The organism is Desulfurivibrio modestus (assembly GCF_044068625.1).
GTDB lineage: Bacteria > Desulfobacterota > Desulfobulbia > Desulfobulbales > Desulfurivibrionaceae > Desulfurivibrio.
In genome coordinates this window covers 1-19,240 of record NZ_JBIPKH010000032.1, presented here as the reverse complement: position 1 = coordinate 19,240, position 19,240 = coordinate 1, and the positions used below count along the sequence as shown (strand labels likewise).

General features: G+C 62.0%; 16 protein-coding genes, 1 tRNA gene and 2 pseudogenes. 11 read left to right on the top strand and 8 right to left on the bottom strand.

Going from position 1 to position 19,240, the window contains the following annotated elements:
* The 4 genes and pseudogenes from ACHHRT_RS12865 to ACHHRT_RS12850 form a co-directional block, all read left to right on the top strand.
* Window positions 1–298: pseudogene (locus ACHHRT_RS12865) on the top strand (hypothetical protein); the annotation flags it as partial.
* 56 nt (window positions 299–354) lie between these two features.
* Window positions 355–603, top strand: coding sequence for a type II toxin-antitoxin system CcdA family antitoxin (locus ACHHRT_RS12860; RefSeq protein ID WP_395500179.1), 249 nt, complete (start codon window positions 355–357; stop codon window positions 601–603).
* Entirely contained in the window at window positions 603–902 is a 300-nt protein-coding gene (locus tag ACHHRT_RS12855; RefSeq protein WP_395500178.1) for a CcdB family protein, read from the top strand. Before ACHHRT_RS12860 ends, ACHHRT_RS12855 begins: the two co-directional genes overlap by 1 nt.
* A gap of 12 nt (window positions 903–914) precedes the next feature.
* Window positions 915–2,084, top strand: a complete 1,170-nt coding sequence (locus ACHHRT_RS12850; RefSeq protein ID WP_395500177.1) for a nucleotide sugar dehydrogenase — start codon at window positions 915–917, stop codon at window positions 2,082–2,084.
* A gap of 30 nt (window positions 2,085–2,114) precedes the next feature.
* Here ACHHRT_RS12850 and ACHHRT_RS12845 read toward each other — a convergent pair whose 3' ends face one another.
* Complete coding sequence (locus ACHHRT_RS12845) at window positions 2,115–3,287, bottom strand: ATP-binding protein (RefSeq protein ID WP_395500176.1); 1,173 nt, start codon at window positions 3,285–3,287, stop codon at window positions 2,115–2,117.
* Between the two features lie 210 nt (window positions 3,288–3,497).
* Window positions 3,498–6,041, bottom strand: coding sequence for a multiheme c-type cytochrome (locus ACHHRT_RS12840; protein ID WP_395500175.1), 2,544 nt, complete (start codon window positions 6,039–6,041; stop codon window positions 3,498–3,500).
* A 398-nt stretch (window positions 6,042–6,439) separates the two neighbouring features.
* Between ACHHRT_RS12840 and ACHHRT_RS12835 the strand changes: the two genes are divergently transcribed.
* The 5 genes and pseudogenes from ACHHRT_RS12835 (at window position 6,440) to ACHHRT_RS12815 (ending at window position 9,809) form a co-directional block, all read left to right on the top strand.
* A complete protein-coding gene (locus ACHHRT_RS12835) occupies window positions 6,440–7,474 on the top strand; it encodes a hypothetical protein (RefSeq protein WP_395500174.1) in 1,035 nt (344 codons plus the stop codon).
* A gap of 88 nt (window positions 7,475–7,562) precedes the next feature.
* Window positions 7,563–8,147: a class I SAM-dependent methyltransferase gene (locus ACHHRT_RS12830; RefSeq protein WP_395500173.1), complete on the top strand. Its 585-nt coding sequence runs from the start codon at window positions 7,563–7,565 to the stop codon at window positions 8,145–8,147.
* 12 nt (window positions 8,148–8,159) lie between these two features.
* A complete protein-coding gene (locus ACHHRT_RS12825) occupies window positions 8,160–9,227 on the top strand; it encodes an AI-2E family transporter (protein WP_395500172.1) in 1,068 nt (355 codons plus the stop codon).
* A 46-nt stretch (window positions 9,228–9,273) separates the two neighbouring features.
* A pseudogene (locus ACHHRT_RS12820) lies at window positions 9,274–9,369 on the top strand (tyrosine-type recombinase/integrase); the annotation flags it as partial.
* A gap of 143 nt (window positions 9,370–9,512) precedes the next feature.
* Window positions 9,513–9,809: a BrnA antitoxin family protein gene (locus tag ACHHRT_RS12815; RefSeq protein ID WP_395500171.1), complete on the top strand. Its 297-nt coding sequence runs from the start codon at window positions 9,513–9,515 to the stop codon at window positions 9,807–9,809.
* A gap of 369 nt (window positions 9,810–10,178) precedes the next feature.
* Here the strand turns inward: ACHHRT_RS12815 and ACHHRT_RS12810 are convergent.
* The 3 genes from ACHHRT_RS12810 to ACHHRT_RS12800 all read right to left on the bottom strand — a co-directional run bounded on the left by ACHHRT_RS12810 (window position 10,179) and on the right by ACHHRT_RS12800 (window position 13,789).
* Window positions 10,179–10,255 (bottom strand) — tRNA-Arg (locus ACHHRT_RS12810).
* Between the two features lie 58 nt (window positions 10,256–10,313).
* Window positions 10,314–11,597 carry a mechanosensitive ion channel family protein gene (locus ACHHRT_RS12805; RefSeq protein ID WP_395500170.1) on the bottom strand — a complete coding sequence of 428 codons (1,284 nt, stop codon included), beginning with the start codon at window positions 11,595–11,597 and terminating at the stop codon, window positions 10,314–10,316.
* 26 nt (window positions 11,598–11,623) lie between these two features.
* Window positions 11,624–13,789, bottom strand: a complete 2,166-nt coding sequence (locus tag ACHHRT_RS12800) for a RelA/SpoT family protein (protein ID WP_395500169.1) — start codon at window positions 13,787–13,789, stop codon at window positions 11,624–11,626.
* A 145-nt stretch (window positions 13,790–13,934) separates the two neighbouring features.
* Between ACHHRT_RS12800 and rnr the strand changes: the two genes are divergently transcribed.
* Both rnr and ACHHRT_RS12790 read left to right on the top strand, forming a co-directional pair.
* The gene (gene rnr / locus ACHHRT_RS12795) at window positions 13,935–16,031 is read left to right on the top strand and encodes a ribonuclease R (RefSeq protein WP_395500168.1); all 2,097 of its coding nucleotides are present in this window, start codon (window positions 13,935–13,937) and stop codon (window positions 16,029–16,031) included.
* Window positions 16,021–16,761, top strand: a complete 741-nt coding sequence (locus tag ACHHRT_RS12790; protein WP_395500167.1) for an RNA methyltransferase — start codon at window positions 16,021–16,023, stop codon at window positions 16,759–16,761. The genes rnr and ACHHRT_RS12790 overlap by 11 nt, the downstream gene beginning before the upstream one ends.
* Here the strand turns inward: ACHHRT_RS12790 and ACHHRT_RS12785 are convergent.
* Genes ACHHRT_RS12785 through thiC form a run of 3 tightly spaced genes read right to left on the bottom strand, consistent with a single transcriptional unit; the run spans window position 16,758 to window position 19,106 of the window.
* Window positions 16,758–17,444, bottom strand: coding sequence for an endonuclease III domain-containing protein (locus ACHHRT_RS12785; RefSeq protein WP_395500166.1), 687 nt, complete (start codon window positions 17,442–17,444; stop codon window positions 16,758–16,760). The genes ACHHRT_RS12790 and ACHHRT_RS12785 overlap by 4 nt on opposite strands.
* A gap of 16 nt (window positions 17,445–17,460) precedes the next feature.
* On the bottom strand, window positions 17,461–17,787 hold the full coding sequence (locus tag ACHHRT_RS12780) for a hypothetical protein (RefSeq protein WP_395500165.1): 327 nt from the start codon (window positions 17,785–17,787) through the stop codon (window positions 17,461–17,463).
* Between the two features lie 32 nt (window positions 17,788–17,819).
* Window positions 17,820–19,106: a phosphomethylpyrimidine synthase ThiC gene (gene thiC / locus ACHHRT_RS12775; RefSeq protein WP_395500164.1), complete on the bottom strand. Its 1,287-nt coding sequence runs from the start codon at window positions 19,104–19,106 to the stop codon at window positions 17,820–17,822.
* Window positions 19,107–19,240 lie beyond the last annotated feature (134 nt).

The window sequence follows — 19,240 nt, the reverse complement described above, 5'->3', positions numbered from 1 at the left end:
ATCAGATATCTGGTTTTTGACCGCAAACACAATATCCCTCTTGGGAGGTTTTTTTAACGCCGCCGCCAACCAACTCCCGGCGGGAACGACTCTGGTTATCGATGAGTTTCCCTATCTGGGGCAGAATGCCCCTGAGTTGCCCAGCGCCATGCAAAAGTTGCTTGATGGCCGTCGGCTGCGTTTTCATTTGGCAATCTGCGGCTCATCATTGTACCCCGGTTGGGTTGCCGGTGTGGGGTGCTGGTGCCGGCCACGCCGGACCAGTGCTTCGGCTGTTTGGTTGTTGATTTATCCATAAAGCATGGATACAATTTGGTGCATGATTGCCAACTTTTCATGTCTGGGGGGTACGCCATGAAAGCGGCCAAAGCCGTGTCCAAGGGAACACGCCGTGCTACCAATGTATCGATCAATGCCCGGTTGCTGGAGGAAGCCAGGAAGCTGCGAGTTAATGTGTCGCGGGCGGCGGAACAGGGTCTGGCGCGGGCAACCGCCGAAAAACGGGCGCTTTTATGGCTGGAGGAGAATCAGTCCGCCCTGGAAAGTTCCAATGAGTTTGTCGAGCGGCGCGGCCTGCCCCTGGCTAAGTACCGGGGGTTCTGATGGCCCGTTTCGATGTTTACCAAAATCCCGACGGCGAGGGGTATCTTCTCGATGTGCAAGCTGATCTGCTCCGTGGCCTGAGCACGAGGGTGGTTGTTCCTTTGTTGCCGGTGTCCATGGCGCCGCAGCCGGCCAAAATCCTCAATCCCTGCTTTACAATAACCGGTGAATCGCAGATTATGGCCACTCAGTTCATGGCGGCCGTCCCCGTCAGCATTTTACGAGCACCGATCACGAGCCTCCAGGCGAAACGTGACGAGATAGTCGCGGCAGTCGATTTTCTGATGCAAGGTTTTTGACTAAGGAACTCCATGAAAATAGCCATTGCCGGAACCGGGTACGTAGGGCTTTCCAATGCCGTATTGCTGGCTCGCCACCATGAGGTGGCGGCGCTCGATATTGTGCCCGAGAAGATCGAGCTGCTGCGCCGCCGGCAGTCGCCGATCATCGATCCCGAACTGGAGCAGTATCTGCGTGATGAACCGCTGAATCTGCACCCCACCCTGGATAAGGAAGAGGCCTATGCCGGGGCCGATTTCATCATCATCGCCACCCCCACCAATTACGACCCGGAGACCAACTGCTTCAATACCGCTTCCGTGGAGGCGGTTATCCGGGACGCCCTGGCCGTCAACCCCCGGGCCCTGCTGGTGATCAAGTCCACGGTGCCGGTGGGCTATACCGCCGAGGCCCGGCGGCGTTTCAACTGCGACAACCTGATCTTTTCCCCGGAATTTCTCCGGGAGGGGAGGGCGCTGTACGACAACCTCTATCCCTCGCGGATCGTGGTGGGCGGCCGTTCCCCCCAGGCGGCGGCCTTTGCCGAGCTGTTGCGGCAGGGGGCCCTCAAGCCCGAGGTGCCGGTGCTGCTCACCGATTCCACCGAGGCCGAGGCGATCAAACTTTTCGCCAACACCTATCTGGCTTTGCGGGTGGCCTATTTCAACGAGCTGGACACCTACGCCGCCATCCACGGCCTGGACTCCCGCCAGATCATCGACGGGGTCTGTCTGGACCCCCGGATCGGCCCCCACTACAACAACCCCTCCTTCGGCTTCGGCGGTTACTGCCTGCCCAAGGACACCAAGCAACTGCTGGCCAACTACCGGAATGTGCCCCAGAATATCATCCAGGCCATCGTTGACGCCAACGTCACCCGCAAGGATTTCATCGCCGAGAGCATCTGGCGCCGTAACCCCAAGGTGGTGGGGATCTACCGCCTGATCATGAAGGCCGGTTCCGATAACTTCCGCGATTCCAGTGTGCAGGGGGTGATGAAGCGCCTCAAGGCCAAGGGGATCGAGGTGATCGTTTACGAGCCGGTTCTCACCCAGCCGGAGTTTTTCCGCTCCCCGGTGGTCAACGACCTGGCCCAATTCAAGGCCCGGGCCGACCTCATCGTCGCCAACCGAATCACCCCCGAGCTGCAGGATGTAACCGCCAAGGTCTACTCCCGGGATCTTTTCGGCGGCGATCTTTAACTTCGAGGCGCGATAGGGCGGTTATCCTGATTACTGCTCGAAACTTCGCATCATGGCCGCCACTTCCCGCGCTCGCCAGACCGAGACCTTGCTGCGGCGCTGGTTTTCCTCGCCGCCGTATACCAGGGCGGAGGCCGTCGGGGGCTTGGGGGCGTTGGCGGCGAAGGTTTGCAGCCCTTTGAAATAATCGCCGCTGATGGTCGCCCCCGCCTTGATCTCCACGGGAAAAAGATCCGGGCCGCCGGCCAGCAGGAGGTCCACTTCGTTGCCTCGGGCATCCCTCCAGAAGTAAAGATTGCTCCTTTTCCCCCGGTTGTAGCGGTATTTCAGGGCCTCGATCACCACCAGATTTTCAAACAGGTTGCCCTTGAGGGGGTGCCGGTTGATATGCAGCTCGTTTTCCGCTCCCAGCAGGTAAGATGCCAGCCCCACATCGTAAAAGTAGAGTTTGGGGGTTTTTACCTGTCGCTTGGAGATATTGACGTGCCAGGGTTGCAGCAGAAACACCACGTAACCGGCCTCCAGCAGGGTCAGCCAGTTGCGGGCCGTGGTATGGGAAACACCGGTATCGTTGCCCAGGCTTTGCAGGTTGAGCAATTGCCCGACCCGTCCGGCGCAGAGGCGGACAAATTTTTCAAACAGGGACAGGTCTTTGATGGCCATTAGTTGCCGAATATCGCGCTCAACATAGGTTTCCATGTAGTCGCCCAGGGTCCGGGTCGGATCGAGCCCGGCATCGTAAATGCGAGGATAGAAGCCGGTGAGCAGGGCTTGGTCGATTCCGGTCTCGATCTTCGCCAAGGCAAGTTCTTCCATGCTTAATGGCAGCAGTTTCAGCAGGGTGGTTCGTCCCGCCAGGGACTGGGTAATGGTACTCATCACCTCGAACTGCTGGCTGCCGGTCAAAATGAAACGGCCCGGCTGCCGGTTTTCATCGACCAGCGGCTGCAAGTAAGAGGTCAGTTCGGGCACCCGCTGCACTTCATCCAGGATCACGCCGTTGGGGTGAGAGGCCAGAAACCCCCGGGGATCGGTGCGGGCGAATTCGCGTAAATCCGGCATCTCCAAATTGACATAAGCGTAATCCGGAAACACCGCCCGGCACAGGGTGGTCTTGCCGCTTTGCCGGGGGCCGGTAACGGTGACAACCGGATATTGTCCGGCCAGTTTTTTCAGGGTCGGCTGAAGAATTCGAGGGATCATAGATCATTAGTAAGCGAAGCAGGGGAAATCTGCAACTTGAACTTTCAGATTTCCTTCAAGTCGCGGGAGCGGGGAGTCAGAAACACCCCAGGGTAACCTGTCCTTGTTCATGCGCCATTTCAACCTTGGTCCATAAAAAAACCCGGGGGTAGCCGAAATGGCCACCCCCGGGTTGGTTAGGGTTTATTTGTCGACTCTAAGCGTTGCCGCTTATTCGCCGTCGTGGGTGCCGTCGCCCCGCAGACCGTAACGGTCGATGGAGCCCGGCCAGTCGGAGATCACTCCCAGGCGGCCCTGGTTCAGTTTGCCCTCATGGCAGAGGGTGCAGTTGGTGACCTCGCCGGAGTTGATGTTGATCGGTTGACCCTTGGCGTCATTGTCACTGCCGGTATGGCAGGCATGGCAGCGGCCACCCTTGTCGTTGGGATAGAGGGTATCCTCGGAGGTGTGGATCGCGTGCATCAGGTACATCATGTCAACCGAATGCGGCTCCTCGCCCTCCAGGGCCATAACCGCGATGCTCCGGTGGGAGCCGGCGTTATGGCAAACGATACAGGCCTGGATGTTGTTGTCGGCGGTGTAGCTGTTGCCGTGCCAGGAGATGGTGCCGTGGCAGCTCAAGCAGCTGCCGCCCCGACCGGGCTCGGTGGTGGCGTTGACCGTGTTGCGACGGGCATCGTCCAGTTCCACTTCCCCGGCGCCCAGGACAATGGGCTGCACCAGGCTGGTCAGCATGCGGGAAGCACCGCTGTCATTGATGGTGCGGTGAATCGCCACAAAGCCCCGGCGACCCTCTTCGGCGACAGCCAGGTTGGCAAAGGGATGTCCTTTGCCGGCGGCGGCGTCGGTGAAGGCCGGGAAGGTGGTGGTGGCCACCAGCCCGTCGGCGGAGATCACGGTGTTGGCGCTGGTGCCGGTGGTGGCTACATTCAGGGCCACCGGCCGGCCGCCGTCATCGTTGTCCCGAACGCCATAGGTGCTCTTTTCGCCGGAACCCTCATTGACCCAGTCATCGCCGGTGCCCCAGCCGATATGGAGGCGGGGACCGCCATCGATGCTGATATCGGTGACCAGATGGAGGGGATCGCCGGCGGCGTCCAGTACCCGCCATTTAACCACCGGGGTGGCGCCGTAAACCGCGTTCTCCACGCTGACCAGATCGTAGGAGTAATCCTCGCGCTGGGCCCGTAACTGCTCCAGGCGGGTGCCGACACCGTGATACTCGTCGGCAACCTTCTGGAAGGCAAGGCCGAAGCCGCCGTCAGCCACCGAACCATGGCAGGCGACGCAGTTGTAATCGTAGGTGCTGCCATGGGTGGCGGACAGCCCCGGATATTCGAAGCGGTAGCCGCCCTCGCCGTGGCAGGTGGCACAGGCCACCGCCGCGCTGGCGTCCTTGCGGTTCCAGCTGCTATCCGCCGCCGGCACGTCACCGACATGGCAGGAGGCGCAGTTTTTGGTGCCGGGCAAGGTCCAGTCGGGGAACACGACATCCTCGTATTCATTGCCGACCACCATGTAGCCTTCAATGCCGCTGTGGATGTTGTGGATCATCAGGTTCATGCTGATATTGGCCCAGCCGTCCGCCGCCGCCGTCGAGTTGGCGGAGTCGTAGGTGTAGTTGTTGTGGCAGTTGAAGCAGACATCGACACTCGGACGCTGCTGGCCATGGATGTTGTTGCGGGGAAAGGTGAGGCGATCGCCATGGCAGGTGTTGCAGGAGGCCTGGCTGATCTGATTTACCGGAGCGGGAGCGCTGACCGCGGTAACCACTCCGCCGGCCACGGTGAAATCGGCCACGGCGGCGAAGCGCACATACTCATCGTCTTTATCCCGTCCGGTGGCGCCGATGCGGTAGGTGCCATCACCCCAAACTGCATCAGTCTTGATCTGGTCAATGATATCCCCAACGTAGGTTTCACAGGTGGCATCGCCGTCACAGTAAGTCGCGGGATCGTCGTCGGTCCCCGGCGCCCGCCAAAGGGGGCTTGCGGTGATATCGAGGGGGGTTCCCGCCGCCACGCCATAGCGGGTGCCGCTGTCACTGGCGTAGGTATAGGAGTACTGAACGCCGCCCGTTACCGGGGTTCCGGTAATTTTGGTGGCGTCCACCCGTAAGTTTCCGCCCCGGATAACCGTGGTGTAACCGGTATCGTAGGTAACGCTTCTCTGCAGCAGGTTGATCCAGGAGCCTTCGTCTTCGACCCACTTGGCAACGGTGAATTCGGCATTGATTCCATTGGGGGCAACGGTGGCCACGCTGGCGCCGTGAGCTGGGTTATTGATGGTAAACGTTATTGTCAACTCGCCTGAACCGTTGACTTCGACATCGTCCACCGCCGAGGTGAAGATGCTGGCGGGGCGGTTGCTCTGATGCTGGGTGGCGGCGTTGTAGACTTCGCCCAGGCCGACGCCACCGTAGCCGGGCCGGAAACCGCCGTGGCAGAAGCCGCAGGCCTCCGGGAAGTTTTGATCGAGGGCGCCCATGCCGAACATCTCGCCGCCCATGTTGTCCATGTGGGCCCGCACCAGATAATCATCATCGCTGACGTTCTGGTGGCAAGAGAAGCAGAGGGAAGCATGGGGGGAATCAGCCCCGGTGGCCCCCGCGATGGTGGCGGCGTCCTGGCCGTCGGTACCCGGAGGACCGGCCGGTCCCGGAGCGCCGTCATCGCCGCTGCAGCCGGCGAAGCCGACACCCAGCGCCAACAGTCCGACCCACAGAAAACGTGATATCTTGCCTTTTCGTTTCATAAAACCTTCTCCTCCCGTTGAGATTTCTTGCCGGCTCCCTCTTAAGCGGAGAGAACCGTCTTGTAACTCGGCCAGTGGCACTTTGTTCCCCATGGCCATGGCACGATGTTGCAATGTTCCTCTGTGACAATTTATACTTTCGCAGTGCACTTTGCAAGAATAAATACCACTACTTTATTCGTGCCATCGTTTAGTTAGCGATTGCCATATAAGGTTTGTGTGGCAAATCTTTGTTAAAGAAATTGCTTAAGTTGGTGGGCGAAAAAGCTTGGGGGGTTTCAGGATTAAGGCTATCGACGACCGTGGTAGTAAGGCGGGTGCCAGGGTGGGACACTCCGTTCCAGCCGGGTTTTTAGATTGACAACCGGATCGGCAACCGCTATAGGGCAGGAATAGCCATGCAAACGACCAAGTCCATCAATTTTCGTCACTGGCCGCTGCTCTGCCTGCTCCTGGCCCCCATGGCCTGTTCCGGCAGTTCCGATCCGGCCGCCGCCCTGATTACCGCGCCGTCGCTGGGGGTTGATGCCGAGGGGGTCAACTATATCGGTAGTGATCGCTGCCTGGTGTGTCATAACCAGGATGGTTACACCCCCGAGGCGGTGGCTTCGTACCTGCAGTCGCGGCACGCCCGGCCCGGGACCGTGGCCGCCGATGCCGATGCCGGCTGTCTTGCCTGCCATGACCCCTTGGGCGACGGCCTTCGGCTGGAGCCCTGGTTTCTCGCCGAACCCCGGCCCGCCGCCGGCATGACCGCCGTGGGCTGTGAAAACTGCCACGGAGCCGGGCCCCATCATCTGGCGGTGATTCCCGAACACCCAAACGCCGCTCCGGATTTCAATGCCTGCGGCCGCTGCCATACCGACCTGGCCGCCGCCGCCCCCGGCCATCCGGCCGCCCCCTCCGGTGATATCATCGGCAAGTATCTGGCCGGCCCCCATGCCGCCATGGCGGTGCGGGGCACGGTGGCCTGCCAGTCTTGCCACAGCGATGAAGGTTTTCGCAGCTCCCTGCCAACTCCCGCGATAATCGAAGATCCTTCGCCGGTACAGTGCCGTACCTGCCATGACGGCCATGGCGGTGAGTTGCGGGGTGAGGCCGTCGTGGGTGATGAGGGCGGGGTGGCGGTACCAAAATTTTCCCGTCTCTTCAATCTCTGCACCTCCTGCCACCAGGTAACCCTGAAAACCGTTTACAGCCCCAACGCCGGCAATTACGTTTATTACCTGGATACCGATGAAATCCCCTTCCATGGCCAGTTGGATCAGCAGGGGGTGCCGGTGGCCGGTGATCGGGTGATCTGGGATACCCATTTCGCCACCGAAGGGGGCACCATCGCCGGCTACAACATCAACGCCGCCTCCGAATTCGCCTGTTTGGGTTGCCACGACCCCCATTCCGCTAGCAAACCGACGCTGCCTGCAGTAGAATGAGTTTTCGCGAGGTAAAGCAGTCCCGCCGGGCCCGGGTGGGGCGGACCGGCTTGGGCGGGGCGGCAGGGGAGTAAAAGTGGAAAAAGACGTGAAAAGAGGATCATGCCATCCGGGCGGACGCGCCAATCTGGCCTTTCTGCAAGGATTTATCCGCCACCCCGAACAGGTGGCTTCCATCATTCCCAGTTCCCGCTTTCTGGAGCGGCGGCTGATCGAGTGGGCCGGGATCAGCCAGGCCGGGCTGGTGGTGGAGTTGGGCCCCGGCACCGGCGGCACCACCCGGGCCATCCTGGGCGCCCTGGGTTCTGAGGCCCGCCTGCTCAGCATCGAGATCACCCCTGAGTTTGTCAACCTGCTGCAAACCCATCCCGACCCCCGCCTGATTGTCCACCATGGCAGTGCCGAGCATATTCGCCCCGCCCTGGCGCAGTACGGCCTGGGGGCGCCCCAGGTGGTGGTTTCCGGAATTCCCTTCTCCACCATGCCCCTCACCCTGGGGCGCCGGATCATCGGCGAGGTCTGGAAATCCCTGCCGCCGGGGGGCTGTTTCGTCGCCTATCAGGTGCGGGATCGGGTGGCCACCCTGGGCCGTCGGCTGCTGGGCAAGCCGGAGGTGGAGATCGAGCTGCTCAATGTGCCGCCCATGCGCCTTTTTCGCTGGCGCAAAACCTAAGACGAGGTTGCCATGCTCGCCATGCTCCGGCTGTGGCATCGTCGCTACCTAAGTGACCCCCAAGCGATTATCCTGACCTTCCTGTTGCTGCTGGGGCTAGCGGTAATGCTCTTTTTCGGGCGGATGCTGGCCCCGTTGCTCACCGCCATCATCATCGCCTACCTGCTGGAGGGGCCCATCGCCTGGATGGAACGGCAGGGGCTGCGGCGGATCATCGGGGTCAGCCTGGTGCTGGGGATCTTTATTCTGCTGGTTCTGGTCGGTTCCCTGGCGGTTTTCCCCCGCCTCTGGACCCAGGTCGGGGACCTGCTCAGGGAGCTGCCCCTCTATCTCACCCAGGGGCAGCAGGCGCTGCTCAATCTGCCGGAGCGTTACCCCATTATCACCGAGGAGCAGGTCCGGGAATTGATCGGCGCCCTGCGGGCCCAGGTGGGCAATCTCGGCCAGCGGGTGCTGGCCATCTCCCTGGCCTCGGTGGCCAACGTCATCACCCTGCTGGTCTATCTGGTGCTGGTCCCCTTTCTGGTCTTCTTCCTGCTCAAGGACAAGGCCCTGATTCTGGGTTGGATCAGCCTGCGCCTGCCCAAGGAGCGGCGGGTGGCCAGCGATCTCTGGCGGGATCTCGATCTGCAGATGGGCAACTACGTGCGGGGCAAGTTCTGGGAGATCCTGATTGTCGGGGTGGCGGCCTATCTCTGCTTCGTGCTGCTCCGGGTCGATTACGCCCTGCTGCTGGCCACCCTGACCGGGCTGTCGGTGCTGATTCCCTACGTGGGGGCGGTGGTGGTCACCCTGCCGGTGGCCCTGATCGGCTACTTTCAGTGGGGATTGGGCAGCGAGCTGGCCTGGCTGCTGCTGACCTATGCCGTGATCCAGGGCCTGGACGGCAATGTCCTGAATCCGCTGCTCTTTGCCCGGGTGGTCAATCTGCACCCGGTGGCGATCATCGGCGCCATCCTGCTGTTCGGCGGCCTCTGGGGGTTCTGGGGCATCTTCTTCGCCATTCCCCTGGCCACCCTGGTCAACGCCGTCCTGATCTCCTGGCCCCGGACCCCGGACCCGGAGGAAAATGGGGCATAGGCGGTTGACATGAAAAAGGGGATCGTCACCGCCACTGTCCGGATGCCGTCCCTCCCGCCGGGCCGAAGTCAAGGATTTAGGTTTTCACGACCTGCGTCACGAGGCCACTAGTCGGCTTTTTGAATTGGGCCTGAACATGATGGCCACTTGGGGATCTGTTTGCCCGGCTGGGTTGACATTTATATTTTTTGTCCGTACAGCCACTCTGTGGAGATAACTTTCGACCCTACCAAGAACGCCGCATTATCAGCTTGCGCAAAGCCAATGCCAGAGAGGTGAAACAGTATGCCAGTCAAATCTAAGTCCGGCCGGGTATTCAAGATACCCACTGCCGAGGAAAACGCCAGGATCAACGCCGGCATCAATGCCGACCCGGATACCTACGAGCTTTCAGACCAGGAATTTAAGCAACTTCGGAAAGTCGGCCGGCCGCCGGCGAAAGAAACCAAAGAGAAGGTCACCATCCGGCTTTCCCGGGAGGTAGTAACAAAGTTTCGAGCCACCGGACCGGGGTGGCAGACCAGGATTGACAATGCCCTGTCCGACTGGCTTCGGGAACATAAGACGGGGACGGGAGCGTAAGACCCGCCCCGCCGTTACGTATTGTTACCGCGCAACGGCAAGGTAATCGTCAAACTCACGCTCACTCATCCCATCGGTGGCTACTTGGTCAGCCTCGATCACCAATTTCGCCATTGCTTCACCATACTCATCTTCTACGGTTGTTTTTTAACAATAACGCTAAAACGGCAAAATAAAAGGCGCAAAATGTTGTTGGTACCACTTGGGACAGTGGAAAATGTGACGTAAAAACACAAACCGGAACATAAAAACCTTGGTGACACTCTTGGGACACTTGGGACACAAAAAGGACTATTTTTGAGAAAATTTATGGTACAAAAAGAGAAAGGGGAAACCAAGCTTAATTGCTTGATTTCCCCGTGTTTTTGCTGGTGCACCCGGCACGATTCGAACGTGCGACCTACGGATTCGTAGTCCGGTACTCTATCCAGCTGAGCTACGGGTGCGTTGATCAACCGAACCCGGTTTATACCCGGTTTTGGCCGGTGGGGCAACCGGAAACTTTTACTGCCCCGGAGTGTTGGTCGCGGTTGGGGTCGCGGTGGGCTGCCAGGCGCGCAGGTCAAAGCCCGAGGGGTACTGGAAGACCCGCAGGCCGAAGTGGGGCAGGGCGGCCAGCAGGTGATCGAAGATATCGGCCTGGATCCCTTCGTAGTTGGCCCAGACCTGATCCCGGCTGAAAACGTAGACCTCCAGGGGCAGGCCCTGGGCGGTGGGTTGGAGGTGGCGGACCAGGAAGGTCATCTCCTGGTGGATTTTGGGGTGTTGGCGCAGGTAGGCGACTACGTAGGCCCGGAACACCCCGATATTGGTCTGGTGGCGACCGTTGACCGGGCTCCGGGGGTTGTGGCAATGGTCGGCGTTGTAGGCGGCGATCTCCCGCTCCTTGGCCTGGAGGTAATCTTCCAGCAGTTCGATCTGGCCGAGCTGCTCCAGCATCTCCGGAGTGCAGTAGAGAATGGAGTTCATGTCGATATGGATCGCCCGCTTGATCCGCCGACCGCCCGATTCGCTCATCCCCCGCCAGTTTGTGAAGGCGTCGGAGACCAGGGCGTAGGTGGGGATGGTGGCGATGGTCCGGTCCCAGTTCTGGACCTTGACCGTGTGGATGGTCACGTCGATCACGTCGCCGTCGGCCCCGTATTTGGGCATCTCGATCCAGTCGCCCACCCGGACCATGTCGTGGGCCGAGAGCTGGATGCCGGCCACGAAACCGAGGATGGTGTCCTTGAAGATCAGCAGGATCACCGCGGTGAGGCCGCCCATCAGGGTCAGCAGCCCCCAGGGGGATTTGTTGGTGAGAATGCCGATGATAAAGATCACGGCCAGGATATAGGCGATGATGGTCAGGGCTTGGGTGTAGCCCTTGATCGGCTTGCCCCGGGTCCCGGGCTTGTCGGCCAGGATCAGGTTTGTGGCCTGGAGCAGGGCGTCCAGGCTGCCGAGGACCACCAGCACGAAGGCGGCCAGCAGCAGGCGGCGCAGAATCTCCCCCAACAGGTCGGCCTCGGCGGGAAAGAGGATGTCGATGGTGAAATAGAGGACCGCCACCGGCAGCAGATTGGCCAAGCGGCGGAAGAAACCCTTCTGGGCCAGGATGTTGTCCCAGGTGATGGAGCTTTTGGCGGCCTGGGCCTCCAGGAAGGGAGCCAGCCAGCGGCGGGCCCCCCAGATGGTGACCGTGGCCAGGGTCAAAAAGAAGAGCAGGGCGTAGAGGTAGGTGGTGCCGGCCACCAGGGCTTCGGAAAACCCCTGCCTTTGCAGCCAGGCTTCAATTTGTTGGGGCATGATAATCCGCCTTGTCGTTCAAATGATCAATGCTCCAGGATAAACTCGTGGGAGAGGCCGGTCTTGGCCAGGTGCTGGAGCAGGTGTCTCAGGCCCAGCAGGTTTTCGATGGTGAAGTGGATCTGCCAGGCCGAGGTGCGGGCGGTTGAACGGCGGGAGAGCAGCTCGATATCGGTGATCTGCATCTCGTCCGGGGCCACGCTGAGCATCATCAGCACCCGGTTGCGGGAGGGGGCGGCCAGGATCAGCAGGGTCTGGGGCTTACGGACCCGGGTCCCCTTCAGGTTCCAGCGCACCTCCACCACGTCCTCCCGTTGCACCCCCAGGCCGGCCATGGTCTGGCACTCCTTGCGATGGATGGAAAGGCCCCGCTCGCTGAGCAGGGCATAGAGCCCCTTTTCGGTGGGGACCGGGTTGCAGCAGCGGGAAAATTTGACGCAGGCCGGATCCAGGGTGCTCAGGTAGATCCGGTTCAGGGAGCCGGTGGGCGGCTGGAGGGTGGGCCGGTCGGCGCAGAGCCCCTGGATGATCTCGTAGATCAACTCCCGCAGCCGCAGCCGCCCCTCGCCCAGGGCTTGAAACAGCTCATCCAGGGAATCGACGCGGAAGTAAGTTCGGATATCCGCCATGCCGGGACTCTCCAGCAGATCCAGCGGGACGCCGTAGCGTTTCAGTTCCTGATGGACGATGGAGCGTCCCACCTCCAGGGCCAGGCTCAGGCGGCGGTTGCGGAACATCTTGGCCAGTTCGGCCCGGGCCTTGGGGGTCTGGCAGAGGTTCTGGATGCCCGGTTCGTAGCGGACCGGCTCCTTTTGGGTGACCACGCTGACCTGCTCGCCGTCCCGCAGGACATATTCCGGCCCCACCCGCTCCTGGCCGATCAGGGCGCTGACGCAGCGCTTGCCGATATCGGTGTGGATCTTGAAGGCGAAGTCCAGCACGATGCTCTGCTTGGGCAGGACCATCAGGGCGCCCTTGGGGGTGTAGGTGTAGATCTCCTTGCGGCCGCTCACCGCGATCATCTCCCGGTAGGAGGTGGCGTCGTCGCTGCCCATCAGGTCGAACATCTCCCGCACCTCCCGGGTCAGGGCGGCGGCCTCGCCCTTGCCCTGGCTGGTCCAGCCCCGCAGCAGGCCGGCCCGGGAGGAGGTCTGCATCTCCGGGGTTTTGATCTTGAACAGGATATGTTGCCCCTTGACATTGGCCCGGACATGCAGGCTCTGGTAGCCGGTGGATTTGGGGTTGGCGATAAAGTCGCGGATGGTGCGGGGAATGGGGGGATAGTTCTGGTCAACCAGCCCCAGGACCCGGTAGCAGCTCTGGATATCGTTGGTGGTGATCTCCAGCTCCATGGGATGGCGGATACTTTTCAGCAGCACCTTGTGTTCGGGGTCGAAGTAGGCCCACAACCCCTTGGGTCGAATCCGGATATCGGCGGTGACCCAGGCCTCCCGGCATTTTTCCAGCAGATTGCGCTTGACCTCGCCGATCACCTCGCTGGCCTCCAGCTTGTTGATATGGAGGCTGACCTTCTGGCTTTGGCGGGGAAACTTGTAGGTCAGGGCCAGATCGTAGAGTTCCCGCTTGATGGCGTAAAGCCCCATCACCTTGGCCAGGGGGGCGTAGATATCCAGGGTCTCCTCGGCGATCTTCTGGCGCTTGTGTTTGGGCATGGAGTCCAGGGTGCGCAGGTTGTGCAGCCGGTCGGCGATCTTGATCAGCATCACCTCCAGGCGGGCGGCGGCCCCGGAAAAAAGCTTGCGGTGGACCAGTTTGTAGAAGTTCTGGCGATCACCGGAAAAGCTGGTGATCTTGGTGCAGGCTTCGACGATGGCCTCGATATTGGGGCCGAACAGCTCGCCGATGGTGACGGTGGTGATCTCCGGTACATCTTCGATGGTGTCGTGGAGGACGGCGGCGGCCAGGATCTCCGGATCGCGGACATCCAGCTCCTCGGCCAGGATCAGGGCGACCTGGAGGGGGTGGCTGATATAGGCCTCCCCCGACTTGCGGCGCTGATCCTGATGGGCGGTGACCGCGAAGGAGAGGGCCTGCCAGAAGATTCGGGCCGGGCCCTCCTGATCCCCCAGATAGCGCTCCATCCGCCGGCAGTAGTCGGCGATGTCGAAGGCGGGCTGGCCGCGCAAGGGCGCCGGGCAGGCGGGAGCCGGTCTGTTTGTATCCTTTGTCATTATCAAAACCGCTGTAATAAGCTATACTGTGCAGGTTGAGCCGGGGTGGGGGGAACTCCCCGCCGCCGGCACGCTGTTTTATGTTATAACATCGCAGCTTTCAAACAAAAACCCCTTTTAGTGCCTTCCCCTCAAGGAGAACATGGTGACACGCAGAAAATTCAAGACCGCCCGGCGTGGCGGCCCTCCCCGCAATAAAGCCGATTCCCGCCGGTCCGTCCGGCGCAACTCCGCCGTTAAAGGCGGGATTTTTGGTCTGCTCCCCGAGGAAACCGGCAAGGGTCGCCGACGGGGCAAGGAGGAGGTTTACCCGGCCGAGCTGAGCATGCATCCCCGGGGTTTCGGTTTCGCCATGCTCAGCGAGCCGGAGGCGGCGGCCCGTTTCAGCCGGGATATTTTTCTCCCTCCCGATGCCATGGGGGGGGCGGTCCACGGCGATCGGATTCTGGTCCAGGTGGTGAAAAGCCAGGGGGATCGGACCGAGGGCCGGGTGGTGGAGGTACTGGAGCGGGGAATCACCCGCCTGGTCGGCACCTATGTGGCCGGGGTCGCCACCGGCCTGGTCACCCCCGAGGATGATCGCTTGCCCTTCCGGGTGGTGGTACGCCGCGAACAGAGCAACGGCGCCCGCAACGGCGAGGCGGTGGTGGTGGAGGTTACCCGTTTCAAGGAGCAGGGCAACCACGAGGGCCGGATCGTCGAGGTGCTGGGTAATCCGGCCGAGGCCCGGGTCCAGATCGAGATCGCCATCCGCAGTTTCGATCTGCCCCATCGCTTCGATGCCGAACTGATGGCCCAGGTGGCGGCCCTGGATGACCGGATCGGGCCGGAACCGGGCCGGCTCGACCTGCGGGAGATCGCCCATGTCACCATCGACAGCGAAACGGCTCGGGATTTTGACGACGCGGTGGCCATCGAGCCCCTGCCCAAAGAGGGGTTTCGCCTCTATGTTTCCATCGCCGATGTCAGCCACTATGTCCAGCCCGGAACCCCGCTGGATCGCGAGGCCTACGCCCGGGGGACCAGCGTCTATTTCCCCGGTCGGGTGGTGCCCATGCTGCCCGAGCGGCTTTCCAACGAGCTTTGCAGCCTGGTGCCCCACGAGGATCGCTACACCATGAGCGCCATCATCGATTTCGACCAGCAGGGCCGGCGCCGTAAGGTGAGTTTCGGCAAAAGCCTGATTTGCAGCCGCCACCGGCTGACCTATACCAAGGTCAAGGCGATCCTGGAGGACCGGGACCCGGAGCTGTGCCGACAGTATGCCGATGTGTTGCCCGACCTGGAAAGGCTGGGGGCTCTGGCCGCCCGGCTCAACCGGGCCCGGATGGCCCGGGGCAGCATCGGTTTTGAGATCCCCGAGGCCGATATCGAGCTGGACGAGGAGGGCCATATCCGGCGGATTCGCCGCTCCGAGCGCAACATGGCCCACAAGCTCATCGAGGAGTGCATGCTGGCGGCCAACGAGGCGGTGGCCGAATTCCTCGAGCGGCAGGAGGCTGAAACCCTCTATCGGATTCATGAAGACCCCGATCCGCTCAAGGTGGCGGAATTCGCCGAATTCGCCCGCTGCATGGGGCTGAAGGTGCCCAGCGGCGACCCCGGTCCCAAATGGTTCGGCCAGGTCCTCAAAATGGCGGCGGGCACCCCCCGGGAGTATATCGTCAGCAGTCTGCTGCTCCGCTCCATGCAGCAGGCCCGTTACGCCCCGGAAAATGCCGGCCACTTCGGGCTGGCCGCCAGCCACTACACCCACTTCACCTCCCCCATTCGCCGCTATCCCGACCTGATGGTCCATCGGGCCCTGGCCGGGTTGGGGGGCGGTAAAAAGGGGACCAAGCGGAAAAAGGGGGCGGAAGCGGCGGTGGCGACGGTGGATGTGGCCGCGGCCGGCACCTGGCTCTCCCGTCGCGAACGGGTGGCCATTGATGCCGAGCGCAACGCCACCGAGCGGCTGGTGGCCCTTTATATGGCCGACCGGGTGGGGGAGGAGTTCGAGGCGGTGGTCTCCGGCATCGGCTCCTTCGGGATGTTCGTTGAGCTGATCGAGATCATGATCAGCGGGGCGGTGGCCCTCACCGAGATGAAGGACGACTATTACGAGGTGGATGAGAAGAGCCACCGCCTGGTGGGACGCCGCCACAACAAGGTTTACCAGATGGGTAATCCGGTCCGGGTCCGCCTGGCCTCCGTTGACCAGCGGCGCCGCCGCCTTAACTTTGTCATTGCCAATGAACCCTGATGAGCTGCTGGCCAATGCGGCCATTGTGTTGAAGGAGCCCAAGTTCGCCGAAAATATCGGGTCGGCGGCCCGGGTGGCCCTCAATATGGGGATCTCCACCCTGATCGTGGTGGGGGAGCGGGAGTATGAACGGGAGAAGATGCTGCGGACCGCCACCCACAAGGCGGCGGATCTGATCGACAACCTGGAACGTTATCCCACCCTGCCCGAAGCCCTGGCCCCCTTCGGGCGGGTGATCGCCACCTCCGCCCGCCAGGGGCGGCAGCGGGGCACTTGCCCGCCGCCTCGGGCGGCGATGCGGGAGGCGGTTCCCTATCTCCTGGCAAATCGGGTGGCCCTGCTCTTCGGTCCCGAGGATCGGGGGTTGAACAACGAGGATCTCTATCCCTGCCACCAGCTCACCACCATTCCCACCGCCGATTTCTCCTCCCTCAACCTGGCCCAGGCGGTGGCGGTACTGGCCTACGAGTTGCATACCGCGGCCCATGAACACACGGCCGGGGAGCGGGCGGAATTCCAGCCCAACCTGGCCACGGTCCAGGAGCTGGGGGCCATGTATGACCATATTGAACAGATGCTGCAAAAGATCGGCTTTTTGCGGGACGAGGACTCCGCCTACTGGATGAAAAACATCCGCTCCTTCCTGGGGCGGGTGGGGCTGCGGGCCAAGGAAGCCCGGGTGATTCGCGGCTTCTGTCGCCAGTTTCTCTGGTATGACGGCCAGCGCTAGAGTTGGTGGGGCAGGCTGTTTAAGGGGCAAGCCGGGCAGCGGGGGTTGCTTTTGCGGCAAAACTCCTTGCCGGTGCGGACGATCAGGGCGTGGTATTCGTTGTAGAGCTGCCGCTCGGCGGGAAGGGCGTCGCTGAAGATCTCCTGGATCTGGTGGTAGTCGCCCTCCTCGGGCAACAGTTGGTGGCGGCTGAAGATCCGGTGGGTGTAGGCGTCCACCACGAAGACCGGCTTGCCGGCGGCATAGAGCAGAATCGAATCGGCGGTCTCCGGACCGACCCCCTTGATGGCCAGCAGTTCCCGGCGCAACTCCGCCGTCGGCTGGGCCAGAAATGCCTCCAGATCAGGGTGGTGGCCGCTGATCCGGCGGATCAGGTTGTGCAGCCGACCGGCCTTGAGGTTGTAATAGCCGGCGGGGCGGATCAGGGCGGCCAGCAGGGGAGTGGGGGTTTGGGCCAGCCGGAGCAGGCAGCTTTGCTGGGCGGCGGCATCCACCGCCGTGGCGGGCAGCAGTTCCGCCCCCTTCAGATTGGCAATCGCCTTCTCCACGTTGCCCCAGGCGGTGTTCTGGGTCAGCACCGCCCCCACCATGATCTCCAGGGGGGTCTCCCCGGGCCACCACCGCTGGGGGCCGAAAAAAGCGAGCAGGCGGTGGTAGATGGTCAGCAGGGAAGCTTCCGGCATGGAGGTGGGGCGGGGCTCAGTCGCGCATGATCAGAAAATAGACCGCCACCGCCACCGCCACCAGGCCGACCCCCGCCACCGGCAGGACCTTGCTGAGCTGCAGTTCGTTGTCGATGATCAAGCCGTCCATCATCGGGCTGCCGCTGAAGACCCAGAGGCCCAGCGCCAGGGCGGTGATCACCAGGACCTTGACCGCCTGTTTGTAGAGGTTGTAGCCGAGAAAGCCGACGAAGGGCACCATGAACCAGGGGTTGGTGAACAGTCCCCGCACGTCCACGGCCCGAATCTGCTCCGCCACTCCGGTGCCGGCGAGAAAATCGATGATCGAGACCAGAAAGTCCATCTTAATGATTCCTCACGCAAACGGTGTTTGGTTTAGCGCCGGCTGGCCTGTTTGTAAACCTTGATCGCGCAAAAGGAGCCGCACATGCTGCAGGCGTCACCGGTGTAGGTGTTGCCCTCCTCGCGGTAGCGGCGGGCCTTTTCCGGATCGATGGAGAGTTCGATCTGGCCCTTCCAGTCCAGGGCGCAGCGGCGTTTGGCCATCTCGATATCCTGCTCCATGGCCCCGGGCACCCCCTTGACGATATCGGCGGCATGGGCCGCGATCCGCGAAGCGATCACCCCGTCATGGACATCCTGGGCGCTGGGCAGTTTCAGGTGCTCGGCCGGGGTGACGTAGCAGAGGAAATCGGCCCCGGCCGAGGCGGCGATGGCCCCGCCGATGGCCCCGGTGATATGGTCGTAGCCCGGGGCGATATCGGTGACCAGCGGCCCCAGCACGTAGAAGGGGGCGTTGTGGCAGAGCCGCTTTTGCAGCAGGACGTTGGCCTCGATCTGGTTAAGCGGCACATGGCCGGGGCCCTCGATCATCACCTGGACGCCGGCCTCCCAGGCCCGCTGGGTCAGCTCACCCAGGTGGATCAGCTCCTGGACCTGGCCCCGGTCGGTGGCGTCGGCCAGGCAGCCGGGCCGGATGCCATCCCCCAGGCTCAGGGTCACCTCATGCTCCTTGAGGATGGCCAGCAGGTCGTCAAAATGCTCGTAGAGCGGGTTTTCCTTGTTGTTGTAGCTCATCCACTCGATGGTGAAGGAGCCGCCCCGGCTCACCACCCCCAGCAGGCGCGGGTGGTTGTTGATTCGCTGCAGGGTATCCCGGGTGATCCCGCAGTGGACGGTCATGAAATCCACCCCGTCCCGGGCCTGCTCCTCGATGGTCTGGAAGATGTGATCCACCGTGACCTCGCCGATCTTCTTCTGCTCCCGTTCGACAAACTGGGCGATGCTCTGGTAGATCGGCACCGTGCCCAGGGGGATGGGGCAGTTCTTGAGGATCTCCCGGCGGATGCCGCTGATCTCGCCGCCCATGCTCAGGTCCATCACCGCGTCGGCGCCGGCCTTGAGGCAGACGCAGAGCTTCTGCAGCTCGTTTTCCAGTTCGGGATGATCCTTGGAGGAGCCGATATTGGCGTTGACCTTGGTCTTCAGGCCCCTGCCGATGCCGGTGACCCGGGGAAAGTCGTGGTTGTTGTTCTTGGGGATGCAGATGGTGCCGTCGGCGACTCCGGCCATCAGGGCGGCGACGCTCACTCCCTCGTAGGCGGCGCACTGTTCGAAGATCGGAGTTACTTTGCCGTTGATGGCGTCTTGGCGAATGCTCATAGGTTCGTTCCCAACCCCCTGGTCCGCGCGGGCGCCCGGGAGGTATCTTTATAAGGATTGATCGAAATTACGGTTGCGACGGAAAAGAGGCAGTTTACCAGTCTTTTTCCTTTGGTGTCAACGCAAAACCTTCC